The organism is Vibrio sp. 1S139 (assembly GCF_041439475.1).
Lineage (GTDB): Bacteria > Pseudomonadota > Gammaproteobacteria > Enterobacterales > Vibrionaceae > Vibrio > Vibrio crassostreae_C.
Window position 1 is genome coordinate 160947 of sequence record NZ_JBGOOD010000001.1, and the last position, 24855, is coordinate 185801.

Consider the following 24855-nt stretch of genomic DNA (forward strand, 5'->3'; position numbering starts at 1 on the left):
CATACAGAAATAGACGGTAACATTATCCTGAGTGAGCGTGAAAAATATGTCAATAACATAACTTTCACTTATGAGGGGGTAGATTGGATTCAGATTAAAAAATAGAAGAACGTATTATGTCTGAACTTCATATTAGCCGACCTAAAGTCTCCACATCACGGATCAATCCCGCCGTTTCACTATCGATCATTGTGCCGTTTTACGATGAACAAGAGGTGTTAGAAGAGTTTCATTCTCGCTTAACCAAGGTACTGGATAGCTTACCCATCACCAGTGAAATTGTTTATGTCGATGATGGCAGCAAAGACAACAGCTTGGATTTGGTGAGTTCATTCACTTCAATCAATAGCTCAATTTCTGTGATCGGTTTAAGCCGTAACTTTGGTAAAGAATCAGCGATGAGTGCTGGCCTCGAACACTGCCGAGGACAAGCTGTGATCTTGCTCGATGCCGATCTACAAGACCCACCCGAGCTGATTCCTCAAATGATTGCCAAATGGCGCGAAGGTTATGACGTCGTCAATATGCAGCGTAGCCAACGTGATGGTGAAACGTGGTTTAAGAAGTTTTCAGCAGCAAGCTTTTACAAAGTCATGAACGTGGCAGCGAAGATCGATGTTCCAGAAAATGTGGGTGATTTCCGACTGTTAAGCCGAGAGGTTGTCGATCATATCAATCAACTTCCTGAACGTAACCGTTACATGAAAGGCATCTTTTCATGGCCAGGTTTTAGACAAGCAACGATTCAGTTTAAGCGCGACGCTCGCTTCTGTGGCGAGACCAAGTGGAACTACCTGAAACTCATCGGATTGGCGATGGATGGCATCACATCATTTTCTATCCGCCCACTGCGTATTGCGACGGCCGTTGGTGGATTAGTGGCGCTTACTGCTTTCGTGTATGGCGTCTTCATCGTGTTCAAAACCATGATGTTTGGTGAGCCTATTACGGGCTACCCGTCAATGATGGTGGTTCAACTTGCCCTTGGCGGCATTCAACTTCTGAGTATTGGTTTAATGGGGGAATACATAGGTCGTATTTTCATCGAAACCAAGAACCGTCCTTTGTATCTGATCCAATCGGTGGTCGATACCCCTGCATTAAAAACGCATTTTAAATTAGAGGAGTCAGCATGAGCCTGAACCGAACGCACCTATGGTATTTGTTGGCTTTTGCATTGGTTCTAAGGCTCTTATCTCTGGCGACATACCCTTTAATGGACACTACGGAAGCGCGCTACGGTGAGATGGCTCGCTTGATGGTAGAAACCGGCAATTGGTTAACCCCTCAATTTGATTACGGCATCCCTTTCTGGGGTAAGCCTCCGATGTTTACCTGGATGAGCGCGATTGGCATTGAGCTGTTTGGTTTGAGTGAGTTTGCTGTGCGTGCGCCACACTGGTTAGCAGGTTTTGCGACGATTTTGTTGGTTGCGTACATGGCTAAGCGCACCGGACAAAGTGCCTTGGTGGCGGCCGTGGTATTGGCGACATGTGGGATTTTCTCTATCGCGGCGGGTGCTGTTATGACTGACATGGCATTAACGTTAGCGATGACCATAGCCATGTTAGGTTTCTACCTATGTTGGTTAGGAGGAGAGGGTTCGAAGGGAGAAGGGAGCGCGAAGACTAATCGGTCTTGGGGCTATGTCGGTTTCATTGGCTTAGCACTAGGCTTGCTGGCAAAAGGGCCGGTAGCGATTGTGATTATGGGTATCGCCGTTTTCCCTTGGTTAGTATTGCAACATGGATTTTTTGGCGCTTTTAAAGTGTTATGGCAACGCTTTCCACTGTTGTCAGGCTTAGGCGTGATGCTAGCGATTGCTTTGCCGTGGTACATCATGGCTGAAATGGCAACACCGGGTTTTATTGATTACTTTATTGTTGGCGAGCACTTTAAGCGTTTTGTTGTGAGTGGTTGGGAGGGCGATTTATACGGTTCTGCCCATGACCAAGCAAGAGGCATGATTTGGATTTTCTGGATTCAAGCGGCTGCGCCGTGGTCGATTGTGTTGCCTATTTTGACTTTCGCCCGTCGTAAGAAAATCGCAGAAGTTAACGCTGAACATAGTGGGTTGTTTTCATTCCTTGTGTGTTGGTTGGTCTCTCCTCTAATTCTTTTCACTATGGCGGGTAATATTCTTCCAGCTTACGTCCTACCGGGTATTCCAGCCCTTGGCTTGCTGGTGGCAACGCTTGTGGTAGAAAAAGATAAGAAGTGGTTCTCGAGTGTGGCTTTGGTGCTACCTGTGCTGTTAATGATTGCGATGGTCTACCTCAACCTAGGCAAAGCGAACGAGAAAAGTGACCGTATTATCTTCGAGCAGATCACGGATGAAGCGCCGAGCTTTTACATCGGTAAACGACCGTTCTCTGGGCAATTTTACAGTCATGGACAAGCGAAAAAGCTACTTGATGTTAAGCAGTTAGATGGTATCGACAAGTTCTATCTGATTGGTAAAAGAGCGGAAGTAGAAACCAAGATTAAAGACAACGCGTTAACCTGTATTTTAGAGCCGACGGTGAAGATCAAGCGCGCTCTATTTAGTTGTCATAGCCAAAACATCAAACCAAATCTATCGTTGAGCCATATTCGAAGTGATGGCGATGTTCAATTTTAACTCGTCATCGAGACTGTTTAGCCACAAGTTCGACGTGCTAAACCAAAAACTACAACCTCATCATAAGATGATTAAATTCGCTATGGTGGGGTCGGGTGGCTTTGTTGTCGATTGTGCCGTGTTTGCGTTGCTGCATTACGTTATTGGGCTGCCGTTAATGAGTGCTCGAATTGGCTCTTTCATCGTTGCAGCAACGACAACCTGGTTTGGAAATCGAGTGTTGACCTTTGAATTCAAAGGGCAGGGGAATTGGTCCGAAAAGCTGATTCAATGGCAAAAGTTCATGTTCTCTGCATCAATATCGGCGATACCTAATTTGCTGTGCTTTAAGTTGATGACTGAATTGCTGCCTGCATTTACTGGGGCAGTGTTTATCGCAATGGCGGTTGGCATCTTGGTGGGCATGGTCAGTAACTATTTGCTTAGTCAGTATTGGGTGTTTGCTCGTTAGGCTATCTTGTAACAGACACAAAAAAGCGCAGCTAAATAGCTGCGCTTTGTGTTTTTACGATAGCGAAGTAAATTGGCTCGCGATATTAGCGTTGTGCTGCGCGCTGGCGGTTCTTACCGTTACCCGCAGGTTTGCCACCTTGACCATTGCCCGTTTTGTTACGGTTTGGTTTGCCATTTCCGCCGCCTTGGTTAGCATTGCCTTGGCTACCGTTGCCGTTACCAGTCGGCTTCTTGCCACCCGGTTTCTTACCAGAGTGGTTACGTGGGCTTTCGCCACCAAGACCTGGCTGAGACTTGCTGTGCTTAGTAGCAAAGCGCTGTGAACCGTGACGACCAGACTTACGACGTTGTGCTGGTGTTTGTGCATCAAAGTCTTCTGCTGGTACTAGGCAGTTTGCTTTATCACCGATCAAGTGCTGTTTACCCATGCTGATCAGCGCTTCACGGATGATCTTCCAGTTTTCAGGATCGTGGTAACGAAGCAGTGCTTTATGCAGACGACGTTGACGATCACCTTTCGGCACAGGAACATCTTCACGCTTCTTATATTTCACGCGTTTCAGAGGGTTAGTCTCTGAGTAGTACATCGACGTTGCATTACACATTGGCGATGGGTAGAAGTTCTGTACTTGGTCACACTCGTAGTTGTGCTTTTTCAGCCACATTGCTAGGTTAAGCATGTCTTCATCTTCTGTGCCCGGGTGAGCAGAGATAAAGTAAGGAATTAAGTACTGTTTCTTACCGGCTTCAGCGCTGTACTTCTCGAACATCTCTTTGAAACGATCGTAAGTGCCCATGCCCGGCTTCATCATCAGATCCAGTGGGCCTTTTTCAGTATGCTCTGGAGCAATCTTCAAGTAACCACCAACGTGGTGAGTCACAAGCTCACGAACGTATTCTGGAGATTCAATCGCTAAGTCGTAACGTACACCAGAAGCGATCATGATCTTCTTAACACCCGGTACTTTTCTCGCAGAGCGGTACAGGTCGATAGTGTGTTGATGGTCTGTGTTTAGCTTTTCACAGATTTTCGGGAACACACATGATGGACGACGACAGTTAATTTCAGCTTTTGGATCTGAACAACCTAAACGGTACATGTTCGCCGTTGGGCCGCCCAAGTCAGAAATAGTACCTGTGAAGCCCGGTACTTTATCTTTAATGTCTTCGATCTCATCCAAGATAGATTCTTTCGAACGGTTCTGAATGATGCGACCTTCGTGCTCTGTGATTGAACAGAAAGAACAACCACCAAAACAACCACGCATGATGTTAACCGAGGTTTTGATCATGTCGTATGCTGGGATTTTCGCTTTGCCGTACATCGGGTGCGGAACACGCTTGTACGCAAGGCCAAACACGTAGTCCATCTCTTCTGTGGTCAATGGAATAGGCGCTTGGTTAATCCAAAGCTCGCGATCACCGTGACGTTGAATCAGAGCACGACCTGAGTACGGGTTTGTCTCAAGGTGCAGAATACGACTAGCGTGAGCGTAAAGAATACGGTCATTGTTTAGCTTTTCGTAACCTGGGATACGAACCGCTGTAGTTTTTGCATCGTGACGAGAAGGGCGAATAGTAATAGGTTGCGCTTTTACTTCTTCTTTTTCGTCTTTCTTGGTATCACACTGAGTTTCAACTTCGTACGGGTTAACCGGAACATACGCTTTGTTCGGCTTTTCGATACGAGAAGAGTCAATGATCTTGAAGCCTTCAGGGGCCGCAGGAAGATTGATAGCAGTACCGCGGATATTGGTCAGCGTAGACATGTCTTCACCATCGGCAATGCGGTGTGCTACTTCAACCAGTGCACGCTCAGCGTTACCAAAAAGAAGAATGTCAGCTTTTGCATCAAACAATACAGAGCGGCGAACTTTATCTGACCAGTAGTCGTAGTGAGCTACACGACGTAAGCTCGCTTCAATACCACCAAGCACGATTGGCGTGCCTTTGTAAGCTTCACGACAACGTTGAGAATAAACCAGAGTTGCACGATCAGGACGCTTGCCACCTTCATTGTTCGGAGTATAAGCATCATCGTGACGTAATTTGCGATCAGAGGTGTAGCGGTTGATCATGGAGTCCATGTTACCCGCTGTGATGCCGAAGAATAGGTTAGGTTTACCTAGCTTCATGAAGGCATCTTTATTGTCCCACTTTGGTTGAGCAATAATGCCCACGCGGAAACCTTGAGCTTCAAGCAGACGGCCGATGATAGCCATACCAAAGCTCGGGTGATCGACATAAGCGTCACCAGTTACAATAATAATGTCACAGCTATCCCATCCAAGAGCATCCATCTCCTTTCTACTGGTAGGCAAAAAGGGTGCAGTTCCGTAGCACTCGGCCCAGTATTTTTTGTGTTCGTGAATAGGAGTGATATCGCTGTACATATTTCAACCTCTGATTTTTGAGGCGGGAATTATAGCGGCATGAGCCTAGACTAGCCAGTAGAACATGCCCCTGTTAGTTCTGGTGTCTTTCGTCTTTTTACGGTAAATGGCGACAAAAGAACCATACAACAGCATAGTTGAAGCCTTGAATAACGTCGCTAATTTGTGATTTTGATTAGTGTTCGCAGCAGTTTTTGATATTATTCGCGAAAATAAGTCTGAAGAAGTAGATCCACAATGGTCGAAACGTTATTAGTACAATTTGCTCCGATGCTTTTAGGAGCCCAACTGATCTTAACCCTCATCTTGGTGAAAGGGGATATTTGTCCGGGGCAGCGTGGTCGTATCCACAAGATGTTACCTGCGATTGGCGTGCTGTGGCTTGCCGTTGCCTCAGTAAAAACTGAAGCCTTTCTGGTCGTGTTTGCGACCTTTTATTTCTATTCTCAAGTTCAAACTAAGAAGACACGCGATTCTGGCCCTATTTGGGTGATGTACTTAGCTTGTGGTTTGGCATTGTCTTACGTTGCTATCCAAGCGACGGAACAAGCAACTACCGTTGGTATCATCACTACTGTATTGCTAGTGGCACTGTTAGGCTCAGCGTTTGGCCATTTACTGCTGACGATTGCAAGAACACGCTTACAGGCATTTCACCGTGTTCTGCCTGTTGTTGGTGTTTTGACGGGCATGTTGGTGGTTTTGGCAACAGTCGTGAGTGTTTATTCTTTGTCTGAAGCTCAACTAGAACCAGTGATTTCAACGCTACTGTTCAGCTTTGCTTTGCTAATCTCAGCTATCGTGGTGTGGTGTTGGCATCTACTGTTCGTTAAAACCCCGGAAAAACTTCAACTGACGGTTTCGTTACTGATGTTATTGGCTGCGGCTGTGGGTTTAACGCCAGTGTGGGCACTTTAATCGCGCACTTTCATTAATTACGTGCGCTCATTAATCACGCATTCTCTTTAAGAAGTGTGATCAGTTTTTTAGCATGGCCTTGGTAAGCGTTCTAAACTTAATTTTAGTCGGTGTGTTCGTAAGGAGTACGAGATGGATTTAAGCAACGTCAAAGGTTTCGATAGCATTATCTTGCTGGGAATCGTGAATGAGAAACTTCGCCTAGAGTGCGATAGCTTTGAAGAGCTGATCAGTATGTATGAAATGGATATAGAAAGTGTCGTGGGCAAGCTCGATATGCTTGGCTATCAATACGACCCATTGACTAACCAGTTTAAGTCTTATCCAAGATAGTCTATTTTCGCGAATCAACAGATATCGAAAATCATCGATACTGAAACTAAAAAGTCACAGATTATCTGTGACTTTTTTTGTTTCTGGCGTTTGCCTTTCCGATTTAATACAGGCTTAAGCTAGCTCAATAATGAACCTCTTAAACGACCTCAATACCATCTAAGTGACTCTTACTCTGCTGTCTTGCTGTGCTAAAGAAAGCCTGTAGGTAACGTTTGTCTTTTTCTGAGTTTCTTACTGCGGCAAACAGTCTTCTTGAAAGCCCTTTACCTAACGGTTTGCTGGCTATCAAACCTTGTCTTGAGAACTCACTGAACGCCCAATTTGGTAATGCCGCGACACCTAATCCTGCCGATACCATTTGCACCAACATTAAGGTGTTGTCTGCTTGTTTCCACTTCTTAGGTTCTACACCTGCTGGTTGCAAAAAGTGTTTCACGACGTCTAAACGTTGTTTTTGAACAGGATAGGAGAGCATGGTGAGATCGCTAAGATCTTGCGGATCAATGCTCGCTTTATCGGCCAAAGGCGAGTTGATCGCGGTGATAAGACGCATCTCAAAATCGAAAAGCGGCTCGTAATGAACCTCAGAGCGAGGCTGTATATCAGAGGTGATCACCAAATCTAGCTCGCCTGCCATTAGCGCGGGTAGCGGCTCAAACCCAAAGCCTGACGAGAAATCTAGCGTTACGCTTGGCCAAGCCACTTGATATTCCTTCAAAGCAGGCATTAACCATTGGAAGCATGAGTGACATTCAATCGCCATGTGCAAACGACCATTCACATCCTCTTTCAGGCTCGCGAGTTCGTTCTCCGCTTTAGCTATTCTTGGCTGTATCTCATCGGCAAGCCTAAGCAAAATCTCACCTTCAGAGGTGAACTTAACTGGTCTAGTTTTACGTAGGAAAAGCTGACCACCGATACGCGCCTCAAGGTCTTTCAGTTGGTGAGAAAGCGCCGACTGAGTCAAGTGAAGAGAAGTTGCCGTCGCTGTTAGCGAGCCGCTGTCTCTTAAGGTAGTCAATGTTCGAAGGTGTTTAAGCTCTATCATGAGTTTTCCTCATATTCCCTAAGCCAATTCAATATTTCTTAATAATCACCCTACGGGGTTTTCTTTCATTTGTAAACGTCTAGATGTCCAGATGGATTTAATTTTTCAGCTTTAGATTATTCAAGATGAATATTTTTAATAAACAAGATGAATATTTGGACGTTGTTCATCGTTCAGATTAGGGAGATAGTTTAGCCATCTAGACGCCTTGTAAAGAACTTAAACCATAAGCTAGGCAGTTTGATCGAACACTAAAAATTATTGAATAAGGAACAGGTTCATGACTACGACAACGCATATTTTAGGCTACCCACGTATCGGCGAAAAACGCGAACTCAAATTCACTTTAGAAAAATACTGGCGCGGTGAGATTAACCAAACAGATTTAAAGCAACTCGGTAGCGAACTAAGAAATCGTAACTGGAATGTACAAGCTAAGGCGAATCTAAGCTTTGCAACTGCGGGTGACTTCGCATGGTACGACCATGTTCTAACAACGACGTTACTTCTAGGTCATGTACCTGAGCGTCACGCTGGTGGATCAGAAGGTGAAAAAGCCTTCCCAGATTTAGATACCTTGTTCCGCGTTGGTCGCGGTCAATCTCAAACTCAAATACAATCTCAAAGGCAGCCAACTTGTTGTGGCGCTAAGCACGGCTCTGAAAGCGCTAAAGATGGTGCAGCAGCATCAGATATGACGAAATGGTTCAACACTAACTACCACTACATTGTTCCTGAGTTCAGTAAAGACGACACCTTTGAAGTAAGCTGGCCGCAGCTGTTTGACGAAGTGAACGAAGCGATAAAAGCAGGACACAAAGTTAAGCCTGTACTTCTCGGCCCACTGTCATATTTGTACTTAGGCAAAGAAGTGGAAGAGGGCTTTGATCGCTTAACTCTATTGCCTCGCCTTCTTACTGCCTATCAAGCGATTCTGGCAAAACTCTCCAAGTTGGGCGTTGAGTGGGTGCAAATCGATGAGCCCATTCTATCTCTGGAACTTGAGACTAAGTGGGCAGATTCATTCAAGTTGGCTTATCAAGTGATTCAAGGCGATGTGAAACTATTGCTGACCACTTACTTTGATTCTGTGACTGATACGTTGGGCAAGATCGTGGAGTTGCCCGTCAACGGCTTACACATCGATTTGGCTGCCGCACCGCAGCAACTCGATGAAGTGGTGAATAAGTTACCGGAAGATTGGGTACTTTCTGCGGGTGCAATCAATGGACGCAATGTTTGGCGAGCAGACTTAGCCGCGCAGCTTGAGTTGCTGCAACCAGTGAAAGAAAAGCTAGGCGATAAACTATGGGTCGCAAGTTCATGTTCATTGCTGCATAGCCCAGTCGACCTTGAGTTAGAAGAGACGCTTAGCGAAGAAGTGAAGAGTTGGTTTGCCTTTGCAAAACAGAAAGTCACTGAGGTGAGCTTATTGGGTGCGGCGTTAGACGGCGACCAAAATGCCATTTTAGCGTGTGAGACGTATAGCCACCCGATTGTTGCACGCAAGAGTGCAACTCATGTGAATAAGCCGCAAGTTCAAGCTCGTATTAACACGATAACTAAAGCGCTAGCAGAGCGCACTGCTCCATACGCAGAACGTGCCGCGCACCAGTCTGAGGTGTTAGGCTTACCGCTGTTACCAACCACAACCATTGGTTCATTCCCACAGACAGGCGAGATCCGTGTTCAACGTAGCGCTTACCGCACTGGCAAACTGAGTGAAGCGGAATATAACACTGCATTGAAAGGCCATATTGCGGATGCCGTTAAACGTCAAGAAGCACTGGATTTGGATGTGCTTGTTCATGGCGAAGCTGAACGTAACGACATGGTGGAGTACTTTGCAGAAAACCTAGCAGGCTTTCAAACCACTAAGTTTGGTTGGGTACAAAGCTATGGCTCACGCTGCGTGAAGCCGGCGATTGTGGTCGCGGATATAGAGCGTGAGAAGCCGATGACCGTAGAATGGTCGACCTATGCCCAATCTCTGACCTCGAAGCAGATGAAAGGGATGCTGACAGGCCCAGTCACTATCTTATGTTGGACATTCCCACGTGAAGACATTTCACGCAAAGAGATCACTAATCAATTGGCATTTGCGCTGCGAGATGAAGTGTCTGATTTGCAAGACGCGGGCATCAACATTATCCAAATCGATGAACCAGCGATTCGTGAAGGTCTGCCATTGAAAAAGCGCGACCACGCAGAATACCTAGAGTGGGCGGTCGATGCCTTTAAGATCTCAGCGGCAAGTGCTAAACCAGAAACTCAGATTCATACCCACATGTGTTACAGTGAGTTCAACGAGATCATTGATTCAGTAGCCGCGCTAGATGCCGATGTGATTACCATTGAGACTTCTCGCTCGAACATGGAACTGCTGAAAGCATTTGAAGAGTTCAACTACCCGAATGCGATTGGACCTGGCGTTTATGACATTCACTCACCAAACATCCCGTCAGAAGAGTGGATTGTTGATTTACTTAAGAAAGCGGCAGAGAAAATTCCAGCGGAACGTTTGTGGGCAAACCCTGATTGTGGGCTGAAGACACGGAACTGGGCAGAGACGGAAGCGGCGCTGACTAACTTAGTTTCGGCAACTAAAGCACTGCGTAAAGAGTGGGAATCAACCGAGGCATAATTCAGCTTAGGATTTTGATTGCTTCATAAAACAAAGGCCTCGCATTTGCGAGGCCTTCTGGTTTTATACTTGTTCGAATCTCGAGCTAGAATCTAGCTGCTGCTCTGACACGTCTCTTTGCTGATCAACTTCTCAACCATCAGTTGTCCGCGAGTGTTGCGAATCTTGATGTTGTAAGCCAAGCCCATATCAAGGTTTGCTCTCACTTCAGAGTTGGTGCAGTAGCTATTCACACTCATGTCTACAACTTGGTTTAAAGGCTTAGCACCTTTTGCATCTTGGTTGTAGATCATCATGATTTCGATAACCGTGTTTTTTGCTAGCACGCGCATGACCGACAGTGGGCCATACTCAATCGGCAGGCCTGCAGATAAAACGCCAGCTCGGTGCTGCGCCATCATCTCTAGCTGTCTTTGTTCGTCTTGCTCACTTGAAGCACAGCCTGCAAGCAGAGCTAAAGCCAGTGAGCCAATAATCCATTTTTTCACGTTAAAATACTTTCTTGAATGGTTTTACAATCACATTTTGGTAAACGCCAGCATCAATGTACGGGTCAGCGTCTGCCCATGCTTGTGCATCTTCCAAAGAGTTAAATTCAGCAATCACAGTTGAACCTGTAAAGCCTGCTTCGCCAGGGTTATCTGAATCAATCGCTGGCATTGGACCTGCTGTTAACAGTCGGCCTTCATCGTGAAGTGTTTGTAGGCGTTCTAGATGTTGTGGGCGAACACTTAGGCGTTTTTCTAATGAATTTTCGACGTCTTGAGAAAAAATCACGTACCACATATTGAGATATCCTTATTTTACTTCACTAAATTTGGGGCGTTTAAATTCGCTATCTTGCTAATTTACGCGAACTAATTGGTATTGGAAGGGTTAATGATAAGAAATTGTGAATTGGTGCGAGAGAGCGCTATGGTCTTTAGCTATTTCATTTGCTGAAACTAAAGACCACTTACATGAACGACTGAGTGAAAAGTCCTATTTATTGATAGAGCGAGGCTTACCACTTTCATCAACCGCAACGTAGTTGAATGTCGCGCCACAAACCTTGTAGCGGTCGCCGATACCGTGATCAAGTACAGGCTTAACCCAGACTTCTAGGTCGATATTCATCGAGCTGCGACCAATCTTAGTGCAGTCACCATAAACACACACAACATCACCCACTGAAACCGGCTGTTTGAACTCGATACTCGATACTGAAACCGTGACTATCTTGCCGTTAGATATCTCTTTTGCCAGTATGCCGCCAGCAAGGTCAAGCTGTGACATTATCCAACCACCGAAAATCTGGCCTGCTGCATTTGTATCAGAAGGCATCGCTAATGTGCGAAGAAGTAAAGAACCAATCGGGTTCAAAGTTGATTGAATAGTCATTGTCGTACTCTTAATGGTATTGATTGTTTTATATAAAAATAGATGTGTTTACGAGACTCGTGGTGGTCTAATTTTTAACGTCTTCACCGAACACAAATAATCAACGGCCAATGATCACGAGTATCATTGGCCAATCGCATATTGATAATAATTGTATCAAATAGGGTATGAGGGCTCATCCCTAAGGGCTATTTCTCGTCGGTATTTTTATCCGTTAACTCTTTCTGCTGGTCTTTTGGTAGATGCTTATAGATATAAACACCAGTGAGCAAGGTGAAGAGCAAGGTCGCGATGAGTAGACCAAACACTTTGAAGTTGACCCAAACATCCAACGGTAGGCTGAAAGCAACGTAAACGTTGAGAACGGCACATAGGGTAAAGAACAGCGTCCATGCCCAGTTGATCTTGCCCCATACCGAATCAGGCAGTGTGATCTCTTTGCCTAACATACCTTTAATCGCTGATTTGCCCATGATGTGACTGACCGTCAGGCCAATCGCAAACAGTGCGTAAACGATGGTGACTTTCCATTTAATGAAGTTGTCGTCGTGCAAGAAGATGGTCATGCCACCAAATACGGCAACCATTAGAAAGGTGATGACCTGCATTTTTTCGACTTTCTTGTAGATGAAATAAGTCAAAATAATTTGAACTGCAGAGGCAACGATCAAAGCGCCGGTCGCGGTATAGATGTCGTACATCTTATAAAGCGCAAAGAAAATAATGAGAGGAATGAAATCAAGAATTTGTTTCATGAGACACTGACTATCCAGTTAGTTGAGTTGCTGACAGTCTAACGAAAACTGTCTCGATGCTAAATAGCTCGAGACAATTGGGTGCCAATTAATTCAATCTAACCACTCATCGTGTTTAAAGAGTTGAAGCAGGTTATCGCATTGACGAGGTTTGATAGCGAGGTATCAGCTTTTTGATATCTTCAAGGTAACCTTCGCTCTTTAAGCTGTCTAAGGTGTTTTCGAGCTCTTGCTCACTCATGGCAAAACATGTCGATTTACCGGTCGTTAAGTCGAGATACTCGTGATATTCACGCTCTGTGAAGTGGCCAATTCTGTCCATTAAAAGGGTTTTAATTCCATGGTGAATCAAGCCGTAATACGTATGTCTTTGTAAGGTCATAGCCTATCCTCCGTGAAAAGCTGCAGTTAAATTGTTGCAACCTGCTGTATATTGGTTGGGTTATCTATGACAAAGCAATTCGAATGCCATTTTCTCCAACGGAACAGAACAAATTCCCGACTAAATAGAATTGAACTTCTTTTCAAATAGTTAAAGGAAGGCTCGTTCTATTCTCTGACAATCAATACGCAACAGACATCAAATAGTTTCATTTTGAGAACGGTAAAATTCTCATTATGACGCTCTACTGCCGCATATAGTGGAGCCTACCAACGATGATTACCGCTAATCGACAAGCCAATCAACCAGCGTAGATAAGGATGTATTTTGTCGATTCTTGGGTTGCAGTAAGAAGTAACCATTTCCAGAGAAGACACTGCCTTCACTCACTTTCACCAATCTACCCAAATCAATATCTTGCTTGGCCAGCGTGATGTCGCCTATGGCAATACCAAACCCTTGAATGGCGGCGTTCATCGCTTGATCGAGTGTCGCGAATTGTTGGTTGTTCTTGCTTGAAAGGTCGTGGCTGCCTATGTGCTCTAACCAAAGTCGCCAATCACTTTGCTCATTGTTGGCGTGTAGCCAAGTGTATTGGGCAAGCTTGTGTGGCTTGATGATGGTCGACGCGTTGTTGATAAGATGGCTCTGCGTAATGCTTTGTGCTTGGCAAACGGGCGCTAGCTGCTCGTTAAACAATAATTGGCTGACAATCGATTGTTGGTTTGGTTTCTTACCATAGGTAATTACGGCGTCAAACGGGTCAAAGCTTGGTTCGAAGACGTGCTTGATGGTCGATGTGAGTTCGACATCAATTTCAGGATAGGCTTGCTGAAAAGACATCAGCTTAGGCAACAACCAAGAGGTAATACAGCTCGGTGCGTTGAGTTTGATCTTAGAGGGAGAGCTAGCCACTTGATTGAGAGCCGATTGCAGCTGATGAATCGTTCCTTGTATCAGGGGAACCAGTTCTTCTCCTTTCGGGGTTAAAGACAGCCCGCGAGCATGGCGATAGAAGAGATCACAGCCAAGGTTTTCTTCAAACGACAATACCTGACGACTCACTGCACCCTGCGTAACATTGAGCTCATGTGCCGCGCGCGTAAAGTTGAGATGCCTTGCAGTAGACAAAAACGCGAGCAAGGTTTTGGTTGAAGGAAGTGTGCGATTCATATCTTTACCTATGATTTTATATCATGGCTATTATGTGATTATTTCGATTCATTTATCAATAGTGTTCTGTTTGAATGTAAATACTTAGTCATCATATGTGATTCAATATGTGTATAAGTCACATTTTTTGAATATGAAGGCAATGATGAAGACATTGTGATTTTGTGAAAGGGATAGCTTCTTGACATCTTTTATTGATAGCTTAGTGCCTCAGGCTGTAAAAAAATTAATACCTTATCAATCGGCAAGAAGAATTGGTGGTGATGGACGTGTCTGGCTAAACGCCAATGAATTGGAAAGCTCGCTGTTTCAAGGAGAAGCAAGCCACAACCGATACCCAGACTTCTTACCACAAGATATTGCTAAGGCTTACCAAGATTACTGTGGTACTGATGCTGCGACTGTTGCTGTTCGTGGTGCAGATGAAGCGATTGATTTGCTGATCAGAACATTCTGTAAACCGGTGAGCGATAACATACTTATTTGTTCACCAACGTATGCGATGTATGAGTTTTGCGCTGATGCATTGGCGATTAATACCTTGGACTCTCCATTGCAAGAAGACTTTAGCCTGAACGTCGCTGATATTGTGAATAAGGCAAAACTGGCGAATATCGTGTTTCTTTGCTCACCAAACAATCCAACGGGCAATGTGATTCCTAAATCGGATTTGATTCAGGTACTGGAAGGCACGACTGGAAAATCTCTAGTGGCCGTCGATGAAGCGTATATCGAATTTGAACCACAAACGTCAGCTGTTAGCCTTATTGAGCGTTATCCGCACTTGGTTGTGATTCGCACTTTGTCTAAGGCATTTGGACTGGCTGCAGTTCGTTGTGGTTTTATCTTAGCGAGTCAAAATGTGATGCAGTATGTCGCGAAGCTGATTCCACCGTATCCGATGCCAGATTGCTCATCTCAAATCGTGCTAGACGCTTTGTCCGATGAACGAGTCTCAGTGATGCAAGACGCGACGCAAAAGCTGGTTGAACTACGTAACTGGTTTGCTTGTGAGCTAACGCGGTTTGATTTCATCGAGTCTGTTTACCCTTCATCGACAAACTTCATTTTGCTGCGTCAAAAAGCAGGGCACCAAGTGTTCAGTGTCTTGGCGAAGGACGGCATTGTGACAAGGAACCAAAACCATGAACCGGCTTTGCGTAACTGTGTTCGAATCAGTATTGGTAGCCAAGAGAGCATGCTAGAAGTGATAACGTCACTAACACGTTACCAAACCGAATTAGAACAGAGTCAACAAGGCAAACAAATTCAACAAGCTCAACATAAAGAAATTCAATCTCAACTCGATAAAGATCATATCTAGGATGGCAATGATGAAAAAGATAATACTAGGACTCGCTTGTGCGGCCGCTTTACTTGGTACAACGGTACAGGCGAAAGAAATCCGTTTAGCGTCGGACTTTACGTATCCGCCATTCAACTATAAAAACAGCGACGGTGTGCCTGTCGGGTTTGATATTGAGATAGCTGATGCTTTGTGTGAGCAAGCTAAACTCGATTGTACTTGGGTTTCACAAAGCTGGGACTCGCTAATTCCAAGTTTGTTGGCAAGAAAGTCAGATGTGATCATGGCGTCAATGCGTATCACCGAAGAGCGTAAGCGTAAGATCTTGTTTACTGATAAGTACTACCAAACACCAGCCGTATTTGTTGCTGCTAAAAGCGCTGAGTTCAGCGTCGATCAGGCAGGCTTAGCGGGCAAAACCATAGGTGTTCAGCAAGGTACGATTCACGATCGCTACGTAACCGACAAGTTTGGCAATGTTGCCAACATTAAGCGTTACACAGGGCAAGATGAAGTTTATCTGGATCTGCAAAATGGTCGTCTAGATCTAACCTTTGGCAACTCGGATCAACTGTCATTAGCTTTCTTAGATAAAAAAGAAGGTGAGGGCTTTGAATTTAAAGGTAAAGCAGTAACCGACAAAGCCTACATTGGCGAGGGTACGGCGTTAGCACTAAGAAAGCAGGATTCAAAACTGGCGAAACAATTCAATGCCGCGATTGAAGAGATCAGAGCGAACGGTACTTACGACAAGATCGCCGCTAAGTACTTTACGTTTGATATCTATGGCGCTGATTTGTAATTCGTCTAACGCCTAAAAATTAGAACACCAAAAACAAAAATCCGAGGGCTGTAAGGCTCTCGGATTTTCTAGTTTATGCTGGTGGTGTCAATTCAAGTCACCATCAACTTAGCGTTTTAATATTACGCTTGCTGTTTTTGTAGCTCAGCTTCTTTCGCTTCGTCTTCGATTAGAGAATCAACGATGACTGCACATGCAGCATCACCAGTGATGTTTAGAGCAGTACGAATCATGTCGAAGATACGGTCTAAAGCGAACAACAGAGGTAGACCTTCGATAGGGATACCAGCTGCTAGAAGAACCGCAACCACTAGGAAAGAAGGACCTGGCACACCCGCTTGACCAACTGCGCCAAGCGTAGACGTTACGATGATAGCAACGTAAGCACCCATAGACAGGTCGATGTTGAACAGCTGTGCGAAGAAGATAGCAACTAGGCCATAGTAAATTGCGTTACCAGACATGTTGATCGTCGCACCAAGTGGCAGAACGAATGAAGCCGTAGAGTTACGAACGCCAAGTTCTTTCTCTACCGTTTCCATTGTTACTGGCAGTGTCGCCATTGAAGATGCTGTTGATAGTGCAACCGCTTGAGGCTTCTTCATTGCCACTAGGAACTTCTTAGCAGAAGTCTTAGTGAAGATTTGAATCATTAGCGGGTAAGCAACAAAGCCGAAGATCAGAATCGCAGCGATGTAGACAACGAACAGTTTGAACACAACCATAAGTGCGCCAAAGCCGAATGTACCCACAGCTTCTGCCATTAGGCCGAATACGCCTAGTGGTGCAATGATCATAACCTTGTTGATCATCCAAACCATAGCGTCAACAATCGCGTTTACGCCATTGATGATAGGGTCACGTTTCTCTTTCGCTTGTTTAGAAATCGCAATACCGAAGAATAAGCAGAAAACTAGAATTTGCAGAATGTTTGCTTCATTCAGTGATTGGAAAACGTTGGTCGGGATCATGCCTGTGATGGTTGCCCAGAACGTTGGAAGTTCACCTTTCGCAGCGTATTCAGAAGAGAACATGCCTTCAACGCCAGAAACATCGATACCACGACCTGGTTCGAATATTTCACCCATTACTAGCGCTAGTGCTACAGCAAGTGCAGACGTTAGTGCAAAGTAACCTAGAGTGGTCACGCCCACTTTACCTGCTGATGAGCTGTTGCCTAGACCAGCAGCACCTGAAATTAGGGCAACCGCGACTAGAGGGATAACCAGCATCTTGATCAAATTGATGAAGATAGCACCCAGTGGAGCGAACATAGTTGCGCTGTCACCCATCATCGCACCGACTAGGGTACCGATGATCATTGCAATAACGACTTGAACGCCGATGTTGCTTAGTAAACTCTTTTCTTTTAACACTTCCATAACCTCTGTGCTACTAAATATAAAAATCCCAGAACTACTCACCAATGTACGATGTACCATTGGATTAATATTTCGCGAGAAGTTTTACACGTATCTTTTACATTTATCAATATGAGCAGAGATGAAAGAACACCAAAAAGCAGTAATCAAATGTCATTTGATGATTTTTCACACTAAAGCAAACGTTTGCTTTTTGATTTGTCATTATTTTTATAAATGGTGGTGATGTTTTGGTGGGGTATTATAGGTGTGCTACAGGTTTGTATGAGGTGTTGTTTTTATCAGAAATTTAACAATTGAGAGGGTTTGGACGTGTTCTCGGAGAAAAACTCCCACAGCGCTAATTATCGCACTAGTGGGAGCCTATTTATTATTTTTGCGTTGCCGCTTTCATTGGCGTAACAAACTTAGCAAGTGCTTTAAGCATTGCTTCTGGTTGTTCAACGTTGTTTTCAATGATTTTCACAACCGCAGAGCCAGAGATAGCACCAGCAGCGCCAGCTTCGATGGCTTCTTTTACTTGCTCAGGAGCAGAGATACCGAAACCAAGCAGTGCTGGTGGCGCATCAAACTTGTTCAAACGGTCAAGTAGGGCTGTCACAGGCATGTTTGCTTTGGTTTCTGCACCCGTTACGCCAGCACGAGAAAGTAGGTAAGTGTAACCACCACCTAGCTCAGAAACCGATTGAAGCGTCTCATCACTTGCTGTTGGTGGAGCAATAAATATTGGGTGAATACCAAACTTCTTAGCTGCAGCAACAAACTCGCCACTCTCGTTGGTTGGTACATCAGCAATCAATACTGAATCGATACCTGCATTCGCACAACGCTCGTAGAAGTTCTCGATACCACGTGCGTACACCAAGTTTGCGTACATCAGTAGGCCGATTGGCAGATCTGGGTATTTAGCACGAATTTGACCAATAAGATCAAAACACACATCTGGCGTTACTTTTGAATCTAACGCACGAATGTTTGCACCTTGGATTGTCGGGCCATCTGCAAGCGGATCGGAGAATGGAATACCAAGCTCAAGTGCATCTGCACCCGCTTCAACCAAAGTTTCCATGATCTTAAGCGATTGCTCAGGGTTAGGATCGCCAACTGTTACGAATGGTACGAATGCGCCCTGATTCTTTTCAGCTAAGCGAGTGAAGAGTGATTGATAGCGATCCATTATAATGCTCCTTTCTCTTTAAGAATGTCGTGTACAGAGAAAATGTCTTTGTCACCACGGCCAGATAAGTTAACGACTAATAGCTGTTCTTTCTCTGGATCATCGTGAGCCATTTTGATTGCATGAGCCAAAGCATGAGATGACTCTAGCGCTGCGATAATACCTTCGTTACGTGCGATAGCTTGGAAAGCTTCTAGTGCTTCGTCATCGGTTACGTTGTCGTATTCAGCACGGCCAATAGCATTTAGGTGCGCGTGTTGAGGGCCAACTGATGGGAAGTCTAGACCCGCAGATACAGAGTAAGACTCTTCTACTTGACCATTCTCATCTTGCATCAGTGGTGCTTTCATACCGAAGAAGATACCAGTTTTACCGTGTTTAAGCGGCGCGCCGTGTTGGTCGGTATCAATACCTTTACCAGCAGGCTCTACACCGATTAGGCGTACAGACTCTTCTTCAATGAAATCCGCGAACATACCGATAGCGTTTGAACCACCGCCGACACACGCGATAACTGCATCAGGAAGGCGACCTTCACGAGCTAGAATTTGGTTCTTCGTTTCTTCACCAATCATGCGTTGGAAATCACGAACAATCGTTGGGAATGGGTGAGGGCCCGCTGCAGTACCCAATAGGTAGTGCGCGTCTTCATAAGTTGCCGACCAGTCACGTAGCGCTTCGTTACATGCATCTTTTAGCGTTGAAGAGCCAGAATGAACAGGGATAACCTCTGCGCCCATTAGCTTCATACGGAACACGTTCGGGCTTTGACGTTCAACGTCTTTTGCACCCATGTATACACGACACTTAAGACCTAGTAGAGCACACGCTAGAGCCGTTGCCACACCGTGTTGGCCTGCCCCAGTTTCAGCGATGATTTCCTGCTTACCCATACGTTTTGCTAGCAATGCCTGACCAAGAACTTGGTTTGTCTTGTGAGCACCGCCGTGAAGTAGATCTTCACGCTTTAGGTACAGTTTGGTTTTTGTACCTTTTGTTAGGTTGCGTGCTAGCGTTAGCGCCGTTGGACGACCAGCGTACTCTTGAAGAAGCGTCATGAATTCGCTGCGGAACTCAGGATCGGCTTGTGCATCGATAAATGCTTGTTCAAGTTGGTCTAGTGCTGGCACTAGGATCTGCGGTACGTATTGACCACCGTATTCACCAAAGTAGGCATCGAGTTTAGCCATTGTGTTATTCCTTCAATTCTACTGATGTGTATTCACACCAAGTCATTTAATCTTGTTTGAGCTTCGCAAAAGGCAAAGCTCACAAATATGTTTTTAGTTTCTGCTTTCTAATTTCTAGCGCCGAGTTTGGACTAGTAATTGCGAATCGCAGCAAAAGCACGCTGCAGCTTGTCTGCGTCTTTTTTACCTGGAGCTGATTCAACGCCAGAGTTTAGGTCTAATCCTAAGCAACCCAACTTAGCGGCTTGGTTAGCATTTTCTGGGTTTAGGCCACCCGCCAACATGATTGCGCTTTGGTTGTTGATTAGGTTCCAATCGAACACTTGGCCTGTGCCACCAGTTTGAGAACCCACTTTAGTATCTAGCAGGTGACGAGTCACGTTGCTTTCCAGTAATTCTGGTAGCGAGCTCTCAGCATCGGGAGCAACACCGTAAGCTTTCCAAATCTCAACGCTTTCAGGTAGTGACTGTTTTAGCTCATCGACAAACGCTTGAGACTCATCACCGTGCAATTGCACAGCGAACAGGCCTAGCTCAGAAACCGTTTTCGCAACGTCAGTAACGCTGTGGTTTTGGAACACACCCACGTAGTTCAAAGGTGCGCCGCTCATAGTCAAACGAGCCGCTTCGATATCCACATGACGCTTAGATGCTTCAACGAATATCAGACCACCGAATACCGCACCAGCTTGATAAGCCTTTGCTGCATCGTCAGAGTGAGTTAAACCACACACCTTGTTTTCACCCAGTGTTACTTTGCGTACCGCAAGCTCGAGGTTCTTCTCTGCCATTAGAGAGCTACCGATTAGGAAGCCATCTGCAAACGTTGAAAGGTCACGAACTTGTTGATGTGTGTAGATGCCAGACTCTGAAATCACAACTGCGTTTGGAGCCAGTTCGCGAATCAGCGGCGCCAACTCTTTAGTACGGTTCAAATCAGTCGAAAGGTCACGAAGATTACGGTTGTTAATGCCGATCACCTTAGCGTTTAGAGCGACTGCACGGTGAAGCTCTTCTTCGTTGCTGACTTCGGTCAATACACCCATGTTGAGTGAGTGAGCGACTTCCGCCAGCGCTTTGTACTCTTCGTCATCTAATACCGATAGCATTAGCAAGATAGCATCAGCTGAGTAATGACGAGCTAGATACACTTGGTAGGTATCAACCATGAAGTCTTTACACAGGATAGGCTGCTTAGCAATGCTGCGAACTTTAGGTAAAAACTCAAAGTCACCTTGGAAGTACTTCTCGTCTGTCAGCACAGAAATCGCGTTTGCGTGGTTGTTGTAAACAGAAGCAATGTAGTCGAGGTCAAACTCGTCACGGATTAAACCTTTTGACGGAGAGGCCTTTTTACATTCAGTGATGAAAACCGTTTGTTCTCCGCTCAGAGCGTCATAAAAGCTGCGGTCTGTTGCAGTTAGTGACGCTTTAAACTCGTCTAATGGTTGAGTCTGCTTACGTGCTTCAACCCATTGGTATTTATCACGAACGATTTTTGCTAATACTTCCGCCATTTCAGCTTCTTTGACTGAAACGTGGGTCGACAGTTTATCGGTAGTCTGTGTCATGTTCTTTGTCTCGATTCGTCGTTCGTTAGGCGTGTGCAGCAAGCTTTTGTACAAGCTCGTATGCTTTGCCAGAGTTCATCGCGTCAATTGCTTGCTGTGCGTTGGCTTTTAGGTCTTCGTGACCAAACAGACGCATCAGTAGAGCAACGTTGACTGCCACTGCGCCAACTTGAGCATCAGTGCCTTTACCCGTCAGGATATCGGTTGTGATGGCTTTGTTCTCTTCTGGCTCGCCGCCCTTGATTGCTTCAAGAGGGTGAGTGTTCAAACCAAAGTCAGCCGGAGTCACTGTGTACTCGTGAATCTTGCCATCTTTAATCTCAGCAACGATAGTCTCGCCGTGAATCGCTACTTCATCTAGGCCGCTACCGTGCACAACAGCTGCACGCTTCATGCCCATTTGCAGCATGGTTTCTGCGATAGGGCGTACCAGCTCTTTGCTGTAAACACCCATTAGCTCGATGTTAGGGCGAGCAGGGTTAATCAGTGGGCCAAGAATATTGAAGATAGTGCGCGTTTTCATTGTTTGACGAACCGGCATCGCGTGACGTACACCAACGTGATATTGCGGAGCAAATAGGAATGCTACGCCAAGTTCATCAACAGCCGTACGTGTGTCTTCAGCTGTCATCGCTAGGTTGATACCGAACGAATCCAGTAAGTCAGAAGAGCCTGATTTGCTCGATACGCTGCGGTTACCGTGCTTCGCGACTTTTAAGCCACACGCTGCGGCAACAAATGCAGAAGTCGTCGAAATATTAATGGTGTTGTGACCGTCGCCACCTGTACCAACGATGTCTGCGAAATCGTAATCAGGGCGAGGGAACGGGTTTGCATTCGCAAGCAGTGCTTTCGCCGCACCAGCGATCTCATCGGGCGTTTCGCCTTTGATTTTTAGTGCAGTCAGCGCAGAAGCCATCAAGATTGGGTCAAGTTCCCCCTTGATGATCACATCAAACAATTGTTGGCTTTCTTCTTGAGTAAGAGACTGCTGTTCGTAAAGTTTATTAATCTGTTCCATGATCGTTTCCTATTTTCCAGTCTTTTCAAGGCGAAGAGGTTTCTCAAGAGCCCATTCGATAGCGTTTGCTAGAAGCGTTGCACCGTAGGTCGTCATAATTGATTCAGGGTGGAATTGGAATCCACACACCTTGTCTTGTTCTTGAACCACAGACATCACCAAATCATCTACTTCAGCGGTCACCGTTAGGCTATCAGATACATGCGTTGCCACTAAAGAGTGGTAGCGAGCGATAGCCAATGGCGAAGGTAAGCCTTGGTAAGTCGCATGGTTTTGGTGTTCCATCATCGACACCTTACCATGAATGATTTCGCCAGCGCCTGCAACGGTGCCGCCATAGGCTTCAACAATCGCTTGGTGGCCTAAGCAAATACCAATCATTGGCACTTTACCTTTTAGAAGCTGAATAAGCTCTGGCATACAGCCCGCATCTGCTGGAGCGCCAGGGCCTGGTGAAAGCAGTGCAACAGGGTTGTCTAGTTCGTTGATCGCCGCTTCAACTACTTTTGCAGGAATGTTGTTACGGTAAATTTTTACGCTGTGACCTAATGAACGAAATTGGTCTACAAGGTTGTAAGTGAACGAGTCGAAGTTATCGATGAATACAATATCAGCCATGATTACGACTCCTTCTTATTTGTTAGGTTCTTAGTATGAGCTGCTTGAATCGCTGAGATAACCGCTTGTGCCTTGCCGCGAGTTTCATCGGCTTCTGCTTGTGGGTCTGAGTCGAATACTACACCAGCGCCAGCTTGTACTTGTGCCACGCCATCTTCAACGTAAGCAGAGCGAATTACGATACAAGTATCCAGAGTACTTTCACCTGTTAGGTAACCGACTGCACCACCGTAGCTACCACGACGCGTTTTTTCTACATCACGAATAAGCTGCATTGCGCGGATTTTTGGTGCGCCCGTTAGCGTGCCCATGTTCATACAAGCTTGGTAAGCGTGTAGAGCATCTAAGTCTTCGCGTAGCTGACCAACAACACGAGAAACCAAGTGCATTACATGGCTGTAGCGGTCTACTTTCAACAAGTCTGCTACGTGGCGAGTGCCAGCTTCCGCGATACGTGCTACATCGTTACGCGCTAGGTCGACTAGCATCATGTGTTCTGCGTTTTCTTTCTTGTCGGTGCGCAGTTCAAGCTCGATACGGCTATCTAGGTCGAAATCGATTTGACCATCAGGACGCTTACCGCGACGACGAGTGCCCGCAATTGGGTAGATCTCGATTTGGTTGGTTTCAGTTTCGTACTTCAGCGCGCTTTCTGGAGAAGCACCAAACAGAGTAAATAGCTCATCTTGCATGTAGAACATGTAAGGGCTTGGGTTGCTTTGTTTAAGTTCTTTATAAGCCGCCAGTGGAGCAGGGCAAGGTAAAGTAAAGCGGCGTGAGGGCACCACTTGGAATACGTCGCCTTTAACTACGTACTCTTTTAAATCACGAACCGTTTGGCAGAAGTCTTCATCTGAAACGCTCGGTACCGCTTCAACGTTGTCGAGCGGCGTTACTTCAGTGATTGCTTTCAGTGACTGGCACTGAGTTTTAATGTCGGCTAAACGGTCAGTTAATTGCGCTTTGATACTGTCATCTTGAGCGAACAAGCTCGCGTGAAGTAGGCCTTCGTTCTCTTGGTGATCGAAACGCAATAGTGTTTCAGCTACATAGAAGACAAAGTCAGGACAATTGTTGGTTGCTTCAGCATCACCTAGTGGCTCAAAGTTTGCCACGATGTCGTAAGCGAATAAGCCCGCCATGAATAATGCGTGTTTGTTATCCGCGTCTTGCTCAAAGCTGTGCTGAACCAAACGCAGTGCATCGAATGAAGAGGCTTCTCTTAAACGTGAGTCTTCGTCTAATTCGTTGCTTGGTTCGATAAAAGTCAGCGTCAAAACGTTATCAGTAAGGTCAGATTTAATTTCTGCTTTCACGTTTTGAGTGAGATGTTCGATAAGCGCTTGACCGTTTTCAGTCAATGCTTGAAAGGTTACTTCATGTCCGCGACATACGATGCGAACAGCAGAGTCGATAAGGAGTAGGCTTGTCAGGTTCTGTTTAGATTCAATCTCGGCAGATTCCAACAAAAGACTATCAGTTTTGTTTTCACACAAAGTATGAAAAACGCTGGTTGGATCTTGCGAGTAAGGAACTGAGGAATTGATGACCTCAATGGTTCCCAGCTTTTTGATTTCAATGGCCTTGTTCACAAGACCTCCTTTATGATTCTTTAAATTTCCTGCCGTACATAGTCGCATAAAGATACCTTTCACCCAATCTAGAATATGGTCAATTCGATGATTT

Annotated in this window: 23 protein-coding genes; 8 read left to right on the forward strand and 15 right to left on the reverse strand. The window is 45.5% G+C overall.

Going from position 1 to position 24855, the window contains the following annotated elements:
• Nucleotides 1-116 precede the first annotated feature (116 nt).
• From ACED46_RS00660 to ACED46_RS00670, 3 genes are read left to right on the forward strand one after another with little or no spacing between them, the layout of a single operon-like run.
• Complete coding sequence (locus tag ACED46_RS00660; RefSeq protein ID WP_050634924.1) at nucleotides 117-1136, forward strand: glycosyltransferase family 2 protein; 1020 nt, start codon at nucleotides 117-119, stop codon at nucleotides 1134-1136.
• Nucleotides 1133-2620 carry a glycosyltransferase family 39 protein gene (locus ACED46_RS00665; RefSeq protein ID WP_017063527.1) on the forward strand — a complete coding sequence of 496 codons (1488 nt, stop codon included), beginning with the start codon at nucleotides 1133-1135 and terminating at the stop codon, nucleotides 2618-2620. Before ACED46_RS00660 ends, ACED46_RS00665 begins: the two co-directional genes overlap by 4 nt.
• Entirely contained in the window at nucleotides 2607-3071 is a 465-nt protein-coding gene (locus ACED46_RS00670) for a GtrA family protein (protein WP_017062031.1), read from the forward strand. Before ACED46_RS00665 ends, ACED46_RS00670 begins: the two co-directional genes overlap by 14 nt.
• Nucleotides 3072-3156: 85 nt before the next feature.
• On the opposite strand, the gene ACED46_RS00675 is transcribed toward ACED46_RS00670, so the two are convergent.
• The gene (locus ACED46_RS00675) at nucleotides 3157-5466 is read right to left on the reverse strand and encodes a YgiQ family radical SAM protein (RefSeq protein WP_371720718.1); all 2310 of its coding nucleotides are present in this window, start codon (nucleotides 5464-5466) and stop codon (nucleotides 3157-3159) included.
• 237 nt (nucleotides 5467-5703) lie between these two features.
• Between ACED46_RS00675 and ACED46_RS00680 the strand changes: the two genes are divergently transcribed.
• Nucleotides 5704-6384 (forward strand): hypothetical protein, encoded by a 681-nt coding sequence (locus ACED46_RS00680; RefSeq protein WP_371720719.1) that lies wholly within the window; start codon nucleotides 5704-5706, stop codon nucleotides 6382-6384.
• Between the two features lie 132 nt (nucleotides 6385-6516).
• On the forward strand, nucleotides 6517-6717 hold the full coding sequence (locus ACED46_RS00685) for a DUF4250 domain-containing protein (protein ID WP_004736508.1): 201 nt from the start codon (nucleotides 6517-6519) through the stop codon (nucleotides 6715-6717).
• Between the two features lie 139 nt (nucleotides 6718-6856).
• Here ACED46_RS00685 and ACED46_RS00690 read toward each other — a convergent pair whose 3' ends face one another.
• Entirely contained in the window at nucleotides 6857-7768 is a 912-nt protein-coding gene (locus ACED46_RS00690) for a LysR substrate-binding domain-containing protein (RefSeq protein ID WP_371720720.1), read from the reverse strand.
• Between the two features lie 280 nt (nucleotides 7769-8048).
• Here ACED46_RS00690 and metE point away from each other — a divergent pair, with 280 nt between their 5' ends.
• Nucleotides 8049-10412: a 5-methyltetrahydropteroyltriglutamate--homocysteine S-methyltransferase gene (gene metE / locus ACED46_RS00695; protein ID WP_371720721.1), complete on the forward strand. Its 2364-nt coding sequence runs from the start codon at nucleotides 8049-8051 to the stop codon at nucleotides 10410-10412.
• A gap of 92 nt (nucleotides 10413-10504) precedes the next feature.
• Here metE and ACED46_RS00700 read toward each other — a convergent pair whose 3' ends face one another.
• The 6 genes from ACED46_RS00700 to ACED46_RS00725 all read right to left on the reverse strand — a co-directional run bounded on the left by ACED46_RS00700 (nucleotide 10505) and on the right by ACED46_RS00725 (nucleotide 14102).
• Nucleotides 10505-10900, reverse strand: a complete 396-nt coding sequence (locus ACED46_RS00700; RefSeq protein WP_017062026.1) for a GspS/AspS pilotin family protein — start codon at nucleotides 10898-10900, stop codon at nucleotides 10505-10507.
• 1 nt (nucleotide 10901) lies between these two features.
• Complete coding sequence (locus ACED46_RS00705; RefSeq protein ID WP_004741234.1) at nucleotides 10902-11198, reverse strand: YciI family protein; 297 nt, start codon at nucleotides 11196-11198, stop codon at nucleotides 10902-10904.
• Between the two features lie 195 nt (nucleotides 11199-11393).
• Nucleotides 11394-11792 carry an acyl-CoA thioester hydrolase YciA gene (gene yciA / locus ACED46_RS00710; protein ID WP_009846426.1) on the reverse strand — a complete coding sequence of 133 codons (399 nt, stop codon included), beginning with the start codon at nucleotides 11790-11792 and terminating at the stop codon, nucleotides 11394-11396.
• Between the two features lie 188 nt (nucleotides 11793-11980).
• Nucleotides 11981-12547, reverse strand: a complete 567-nt coding sequence (locus ACED46_RS00715) for a septation protein A (protein WP_017061509.1) — start codon at nucleotides 12545-12547, stop codon at nucleotides 11981-11983.
• A gap of 133 nt (nucleotides 12548-12680) precedes the next feature.
• Nucleotides 12681-12929, reverse strand: coding sequence for a hypothetical protein (locus ACED46_RS00720; protein ID WP_017069991.1), 249 nt, complete (start codon nucleotides 12927-12929; stop codon nucleotides 12681-12683).
• Between the two features lie 285 nt (nucleotides 12930-13214).
• Nucleotides 13215-14102 (reverse strand): LysR substrate-binding domain-containing protein, encoded by an 888-nt coding sequence (locus ACED46_RS00725; RefSeq protein ID WP_371720722.1) that lies wholly within the window; start codon nucleotides 14100-14102, stop codon nucleotides 13215-13217.
• Between the two features lie 181 nt (nucleotides 14103-14283).
• Between ACED46_RS00725 and hisC the strand changes: the two genes are divergently transcribed.
• Both hisC and ACED46_RS00735 read left to right on the forward strand, forming a co-directional pair.
• Complete coding sequence (gene hisC / locus ACED46_RS00730; protein WP_371720723.1) at nucleotides 14284-15426, forward strand: histidinol-phosphate transaminase; 1143 nt, start codon at nucleotides 14284-14286, stop codon at nucleotides 15424-15426.
• A gap of 10 nt (nucleotides 15427-15436) precedes the next feature.
• Nucleotides 15437-16210, forward strand: coding sequence for an ABC transporter substrate-binding protein (locus ACED46_RS00735; protein ID WP_371720724.1), 774 nt, complete (start codon nucleotides 15437-15439; stop codon nucleotides 16208-16210).
• A 122-nt stretch (nucleotides 16211-16332) separates the two neighbouring features.
• Here ACED46_RS00735 and ACED46_RS00740 read toward each other — a convergent pair whose 3' ends face one another.
• The 7 genes from ACED46_RS00740 to ACED46_RS00770 form a co-directional block, all read right to left on the reverse strand.
• Nucleotides 16333-17652: a dicarboxylate/amino acid:cation symporter gene (locus ACED46_RS00740; RefSeq protein ID WP_321163247.1), complete on the reverse strand. Its 1320-nt coding sequence runs from the start codon at nucleotides 17650-17652 to the stop codon at nucleotides 16333-16335.
• A gap of 310 nt (nucleotides 17653-17962) precedes the next feature.
• Nucleotides 17963-18769: a tryptophan synthase subunit alpha gene (gene trpA / locus ACED46_RS00745; protein WP_371720725.1), complete on the reverse strand. Its 807-nt coding sequence runs from the start codon at nucleotides 18767-18769 to the stop codon at nucleotides 17963-17965.
• Nucleotides 18769-19959, reverse strand: a complete 1191-nt coding sequence (gene trpB / locus ACED46_RS00750; protein WP_048613233.1) for a tryptophan synthase subunit beta — start codon at nucleotides 19957-19959, stop codon at nucleotides 18769-18771. The genes trpA and trpB overlap by 1 nt, the downstream gene beginning before the upstream one ends.
• 131 nt (nucleotides 19960-20090) lie before the next feature.
• Nucleotides 20091-21530, reverse strand: a complete 1440-nt coding sequence (gene trpCF / locus ACED46_RS00755; protein ID WP_017061499.1) for a bifunctional indole-3-glycerol-phosphate synthase TrpC/phosphoribosylanthranilate isomerase TrpF — start codon at nucleotides 21528-21530, stop codon at nucleotides 20091-20093.
• A gap of 25 nt (nucleotides 21531-21555) precedes the next feature.
• Nucleotides 21556-22551, reverse strand: coding sequence for an anthranilate phosphoribosyltransferase (gene trpD, locus ACED46_RS00760; protein ID WP_102332468.1), 996 nt, complete (start codon nucleotides 22549-22551; stop codon nucleotides 21556-21558).
• A gap of 9 nt (nucleotides 22552-22560) precedes the next feature.
• On the reverse strand, nucleotides 22561-23169 hold the full coding sequence (locus ACED46_RS00765; protein ID WP_017063544.1) for an aminodeoxychorismate/anthranilate synthase component II: 609 nt from the start codon (nucleotides 23167-23169) through the stop codon (nucleotides 22561-22563).
• 2 nt (nucleotides 23170-23171) lie between these two features.
• Nucleotides 23172-24761: an anthranilate synthase component 1 gene (locus tag ACED46_RS00770; protein ID WP_371720727.1), complete on the reverse strand. Its 1590-nt coding sequence runs from the start codon at nucleotides 24759-24761 to the stop codon at nucleotides 23172-23174.
• Nucleotides 24762-24855: the final 94 nt, after the last annotated feature.

What these genes read in the sequence shown, in the direction of transcription:
- ACED46_RS00660 (WP_050634924.1), top strand. Translation starts at nt 117, where the DNA reads ATGTCTGAACTTCATATTAGCCGACCTAAAGTCTCCACATCACGGATC.
- ACED46_RS00665 (WP_017063527.1), top strand. Translation starts at nt 1,133, where the DNA reads ATGAGCCTGAACCGAACGCACCTATGGTATTTGTTGGCTTTTGCATTG.
- ACED46_RS00670 (WP_017062031.1), top strand. Translation starts at nt 2,607, where the DNA reads ATGTTCAATTTTAACTCGTCATCGAGACTGTTTAGCCACAAGTTCGAC.
- ACED46_RS00675 (WP_371720718.1), bottom strand. Translation starts at nt 5,466, where the DNA reads ATGTACAGCGATATCACTCCTATTCACGAACACAAAAAATACTGGGCC.
- ACED46_RS00680 (WP_371720719.1), top strand. Translation starts at nt 5,704, where the DNA reads ATGGTCGAAACGTTATTAGTACAATTTGCTCCGATGCTTTTAGGAGCC.
- ACED46_RS00685 (WP_004736508.1), top strand. Translation starts at nt 6,517, where the DNA reads ATGGATTTAAGCAACGTCAAAGGTTTCGATAGCATTATCTTGCTGGGA.
- ACED46_RS00690 (WP_371720720.1), bottom strand. Translation starts at nt 7,768, where the DNA reads ATGATAGAGCTTAAACACCTTCGAACATTGACTACCTTAAGAGACAGC.
- metE (WP_371720721.1), top strand. Translation starts at nt 8,049, where the DNA reads ATGACTACGACAACGCATATTTTAGGCTACCCACGTATCGGCGAAAAA.
- ACED46_RS00705 (WP_004741234.1), bottom strand. Translation starts at nt 11,198, where the DNA reads ATGTGGTACGTGATTTTTTCTCAAGACGTCGAAAATTCATTAGAAAAA.
- yciA (WP_009846426.1), bottom strand. Translation starts at nt 11,792, where the DNA reads ATGACTATTCAATCAACTTTGAACCCGATTGGTTCTTTACTTCTTCGC.
- ACED46_RS00715 (WP_017061509.1), bottom strand. Translation starts at nt 12,547, where the DNA reads ATGAAACAAATTCTTGATTTCATTCCTCTCATTATTTTCTTTGCGCTT.
- ACED46_RS00720 (WP_017069991.1), bottom strand. Translation starts at nt 12,929, where the DNA reads ATGACCTTACAAAGACATACGTATTACGGCTTGATTCACCATGGAATT.
- ACED46_RS00725 (WP_371720722.1), bottom strand. Translation starts at nt 14,102, where the DNA reads ATGAATCGCACACTTCCTTCAACCAAAACCTTGCTCGCGTTTTTGTCT.
- ACED46_RS00735 (WP_371720724.1), top strand. Translation starts at nt 15,437, where the DNA reads ATGAAAAAGATAATACTAGGACTCGCTTGTGCGGCCGCTTTACTTGGT.
- ACED46_RS00740 (WP_321163247.1), bottom strand. Translation starts at nt 17,652, where the DNA reads ATGGTACATCGTACATTGGTGAGTAGTTCTGGGATTTTTATATTTAGT.
- trpA (WP_371720725.1), bottom strand. Translation starts at nt 18,769, where the DNA reads ATGGATCGCTATCAATCACTCTTCACTCGCTTAGCTGAAAAGAATCAG.
- trpB (WP_048613233.1), bottom strand. Translation starts at nt 19,959, where the DNA reads ATGGCTAAACTCGATGCCTACTTTGGTGAATACGGTGGTCAATACGTA.
- trpCF (WP_017061499.1), bottom strand. Translation starts at nt 21,530, where the DNA reads ATGACACAGACTACCGATAAACTGTCGACCCACGTTTCAGTCAAAGAA.
- trpD (WP_102332468.1), bottom strand. Translation starts at nt 22,551, where the DNA reads ATGGAACAGATTAATAAACTTTACGAACAGCAGTCTCTTACTCAAGAA.
- ACED46_RS00765 (WP_017063544.1), bottom strand. Translation starts at nt 23,169, where the DNA reads ATGGCTGATATTGTATTCATCGATAACTTCGACTCGTTCACTTACAAC.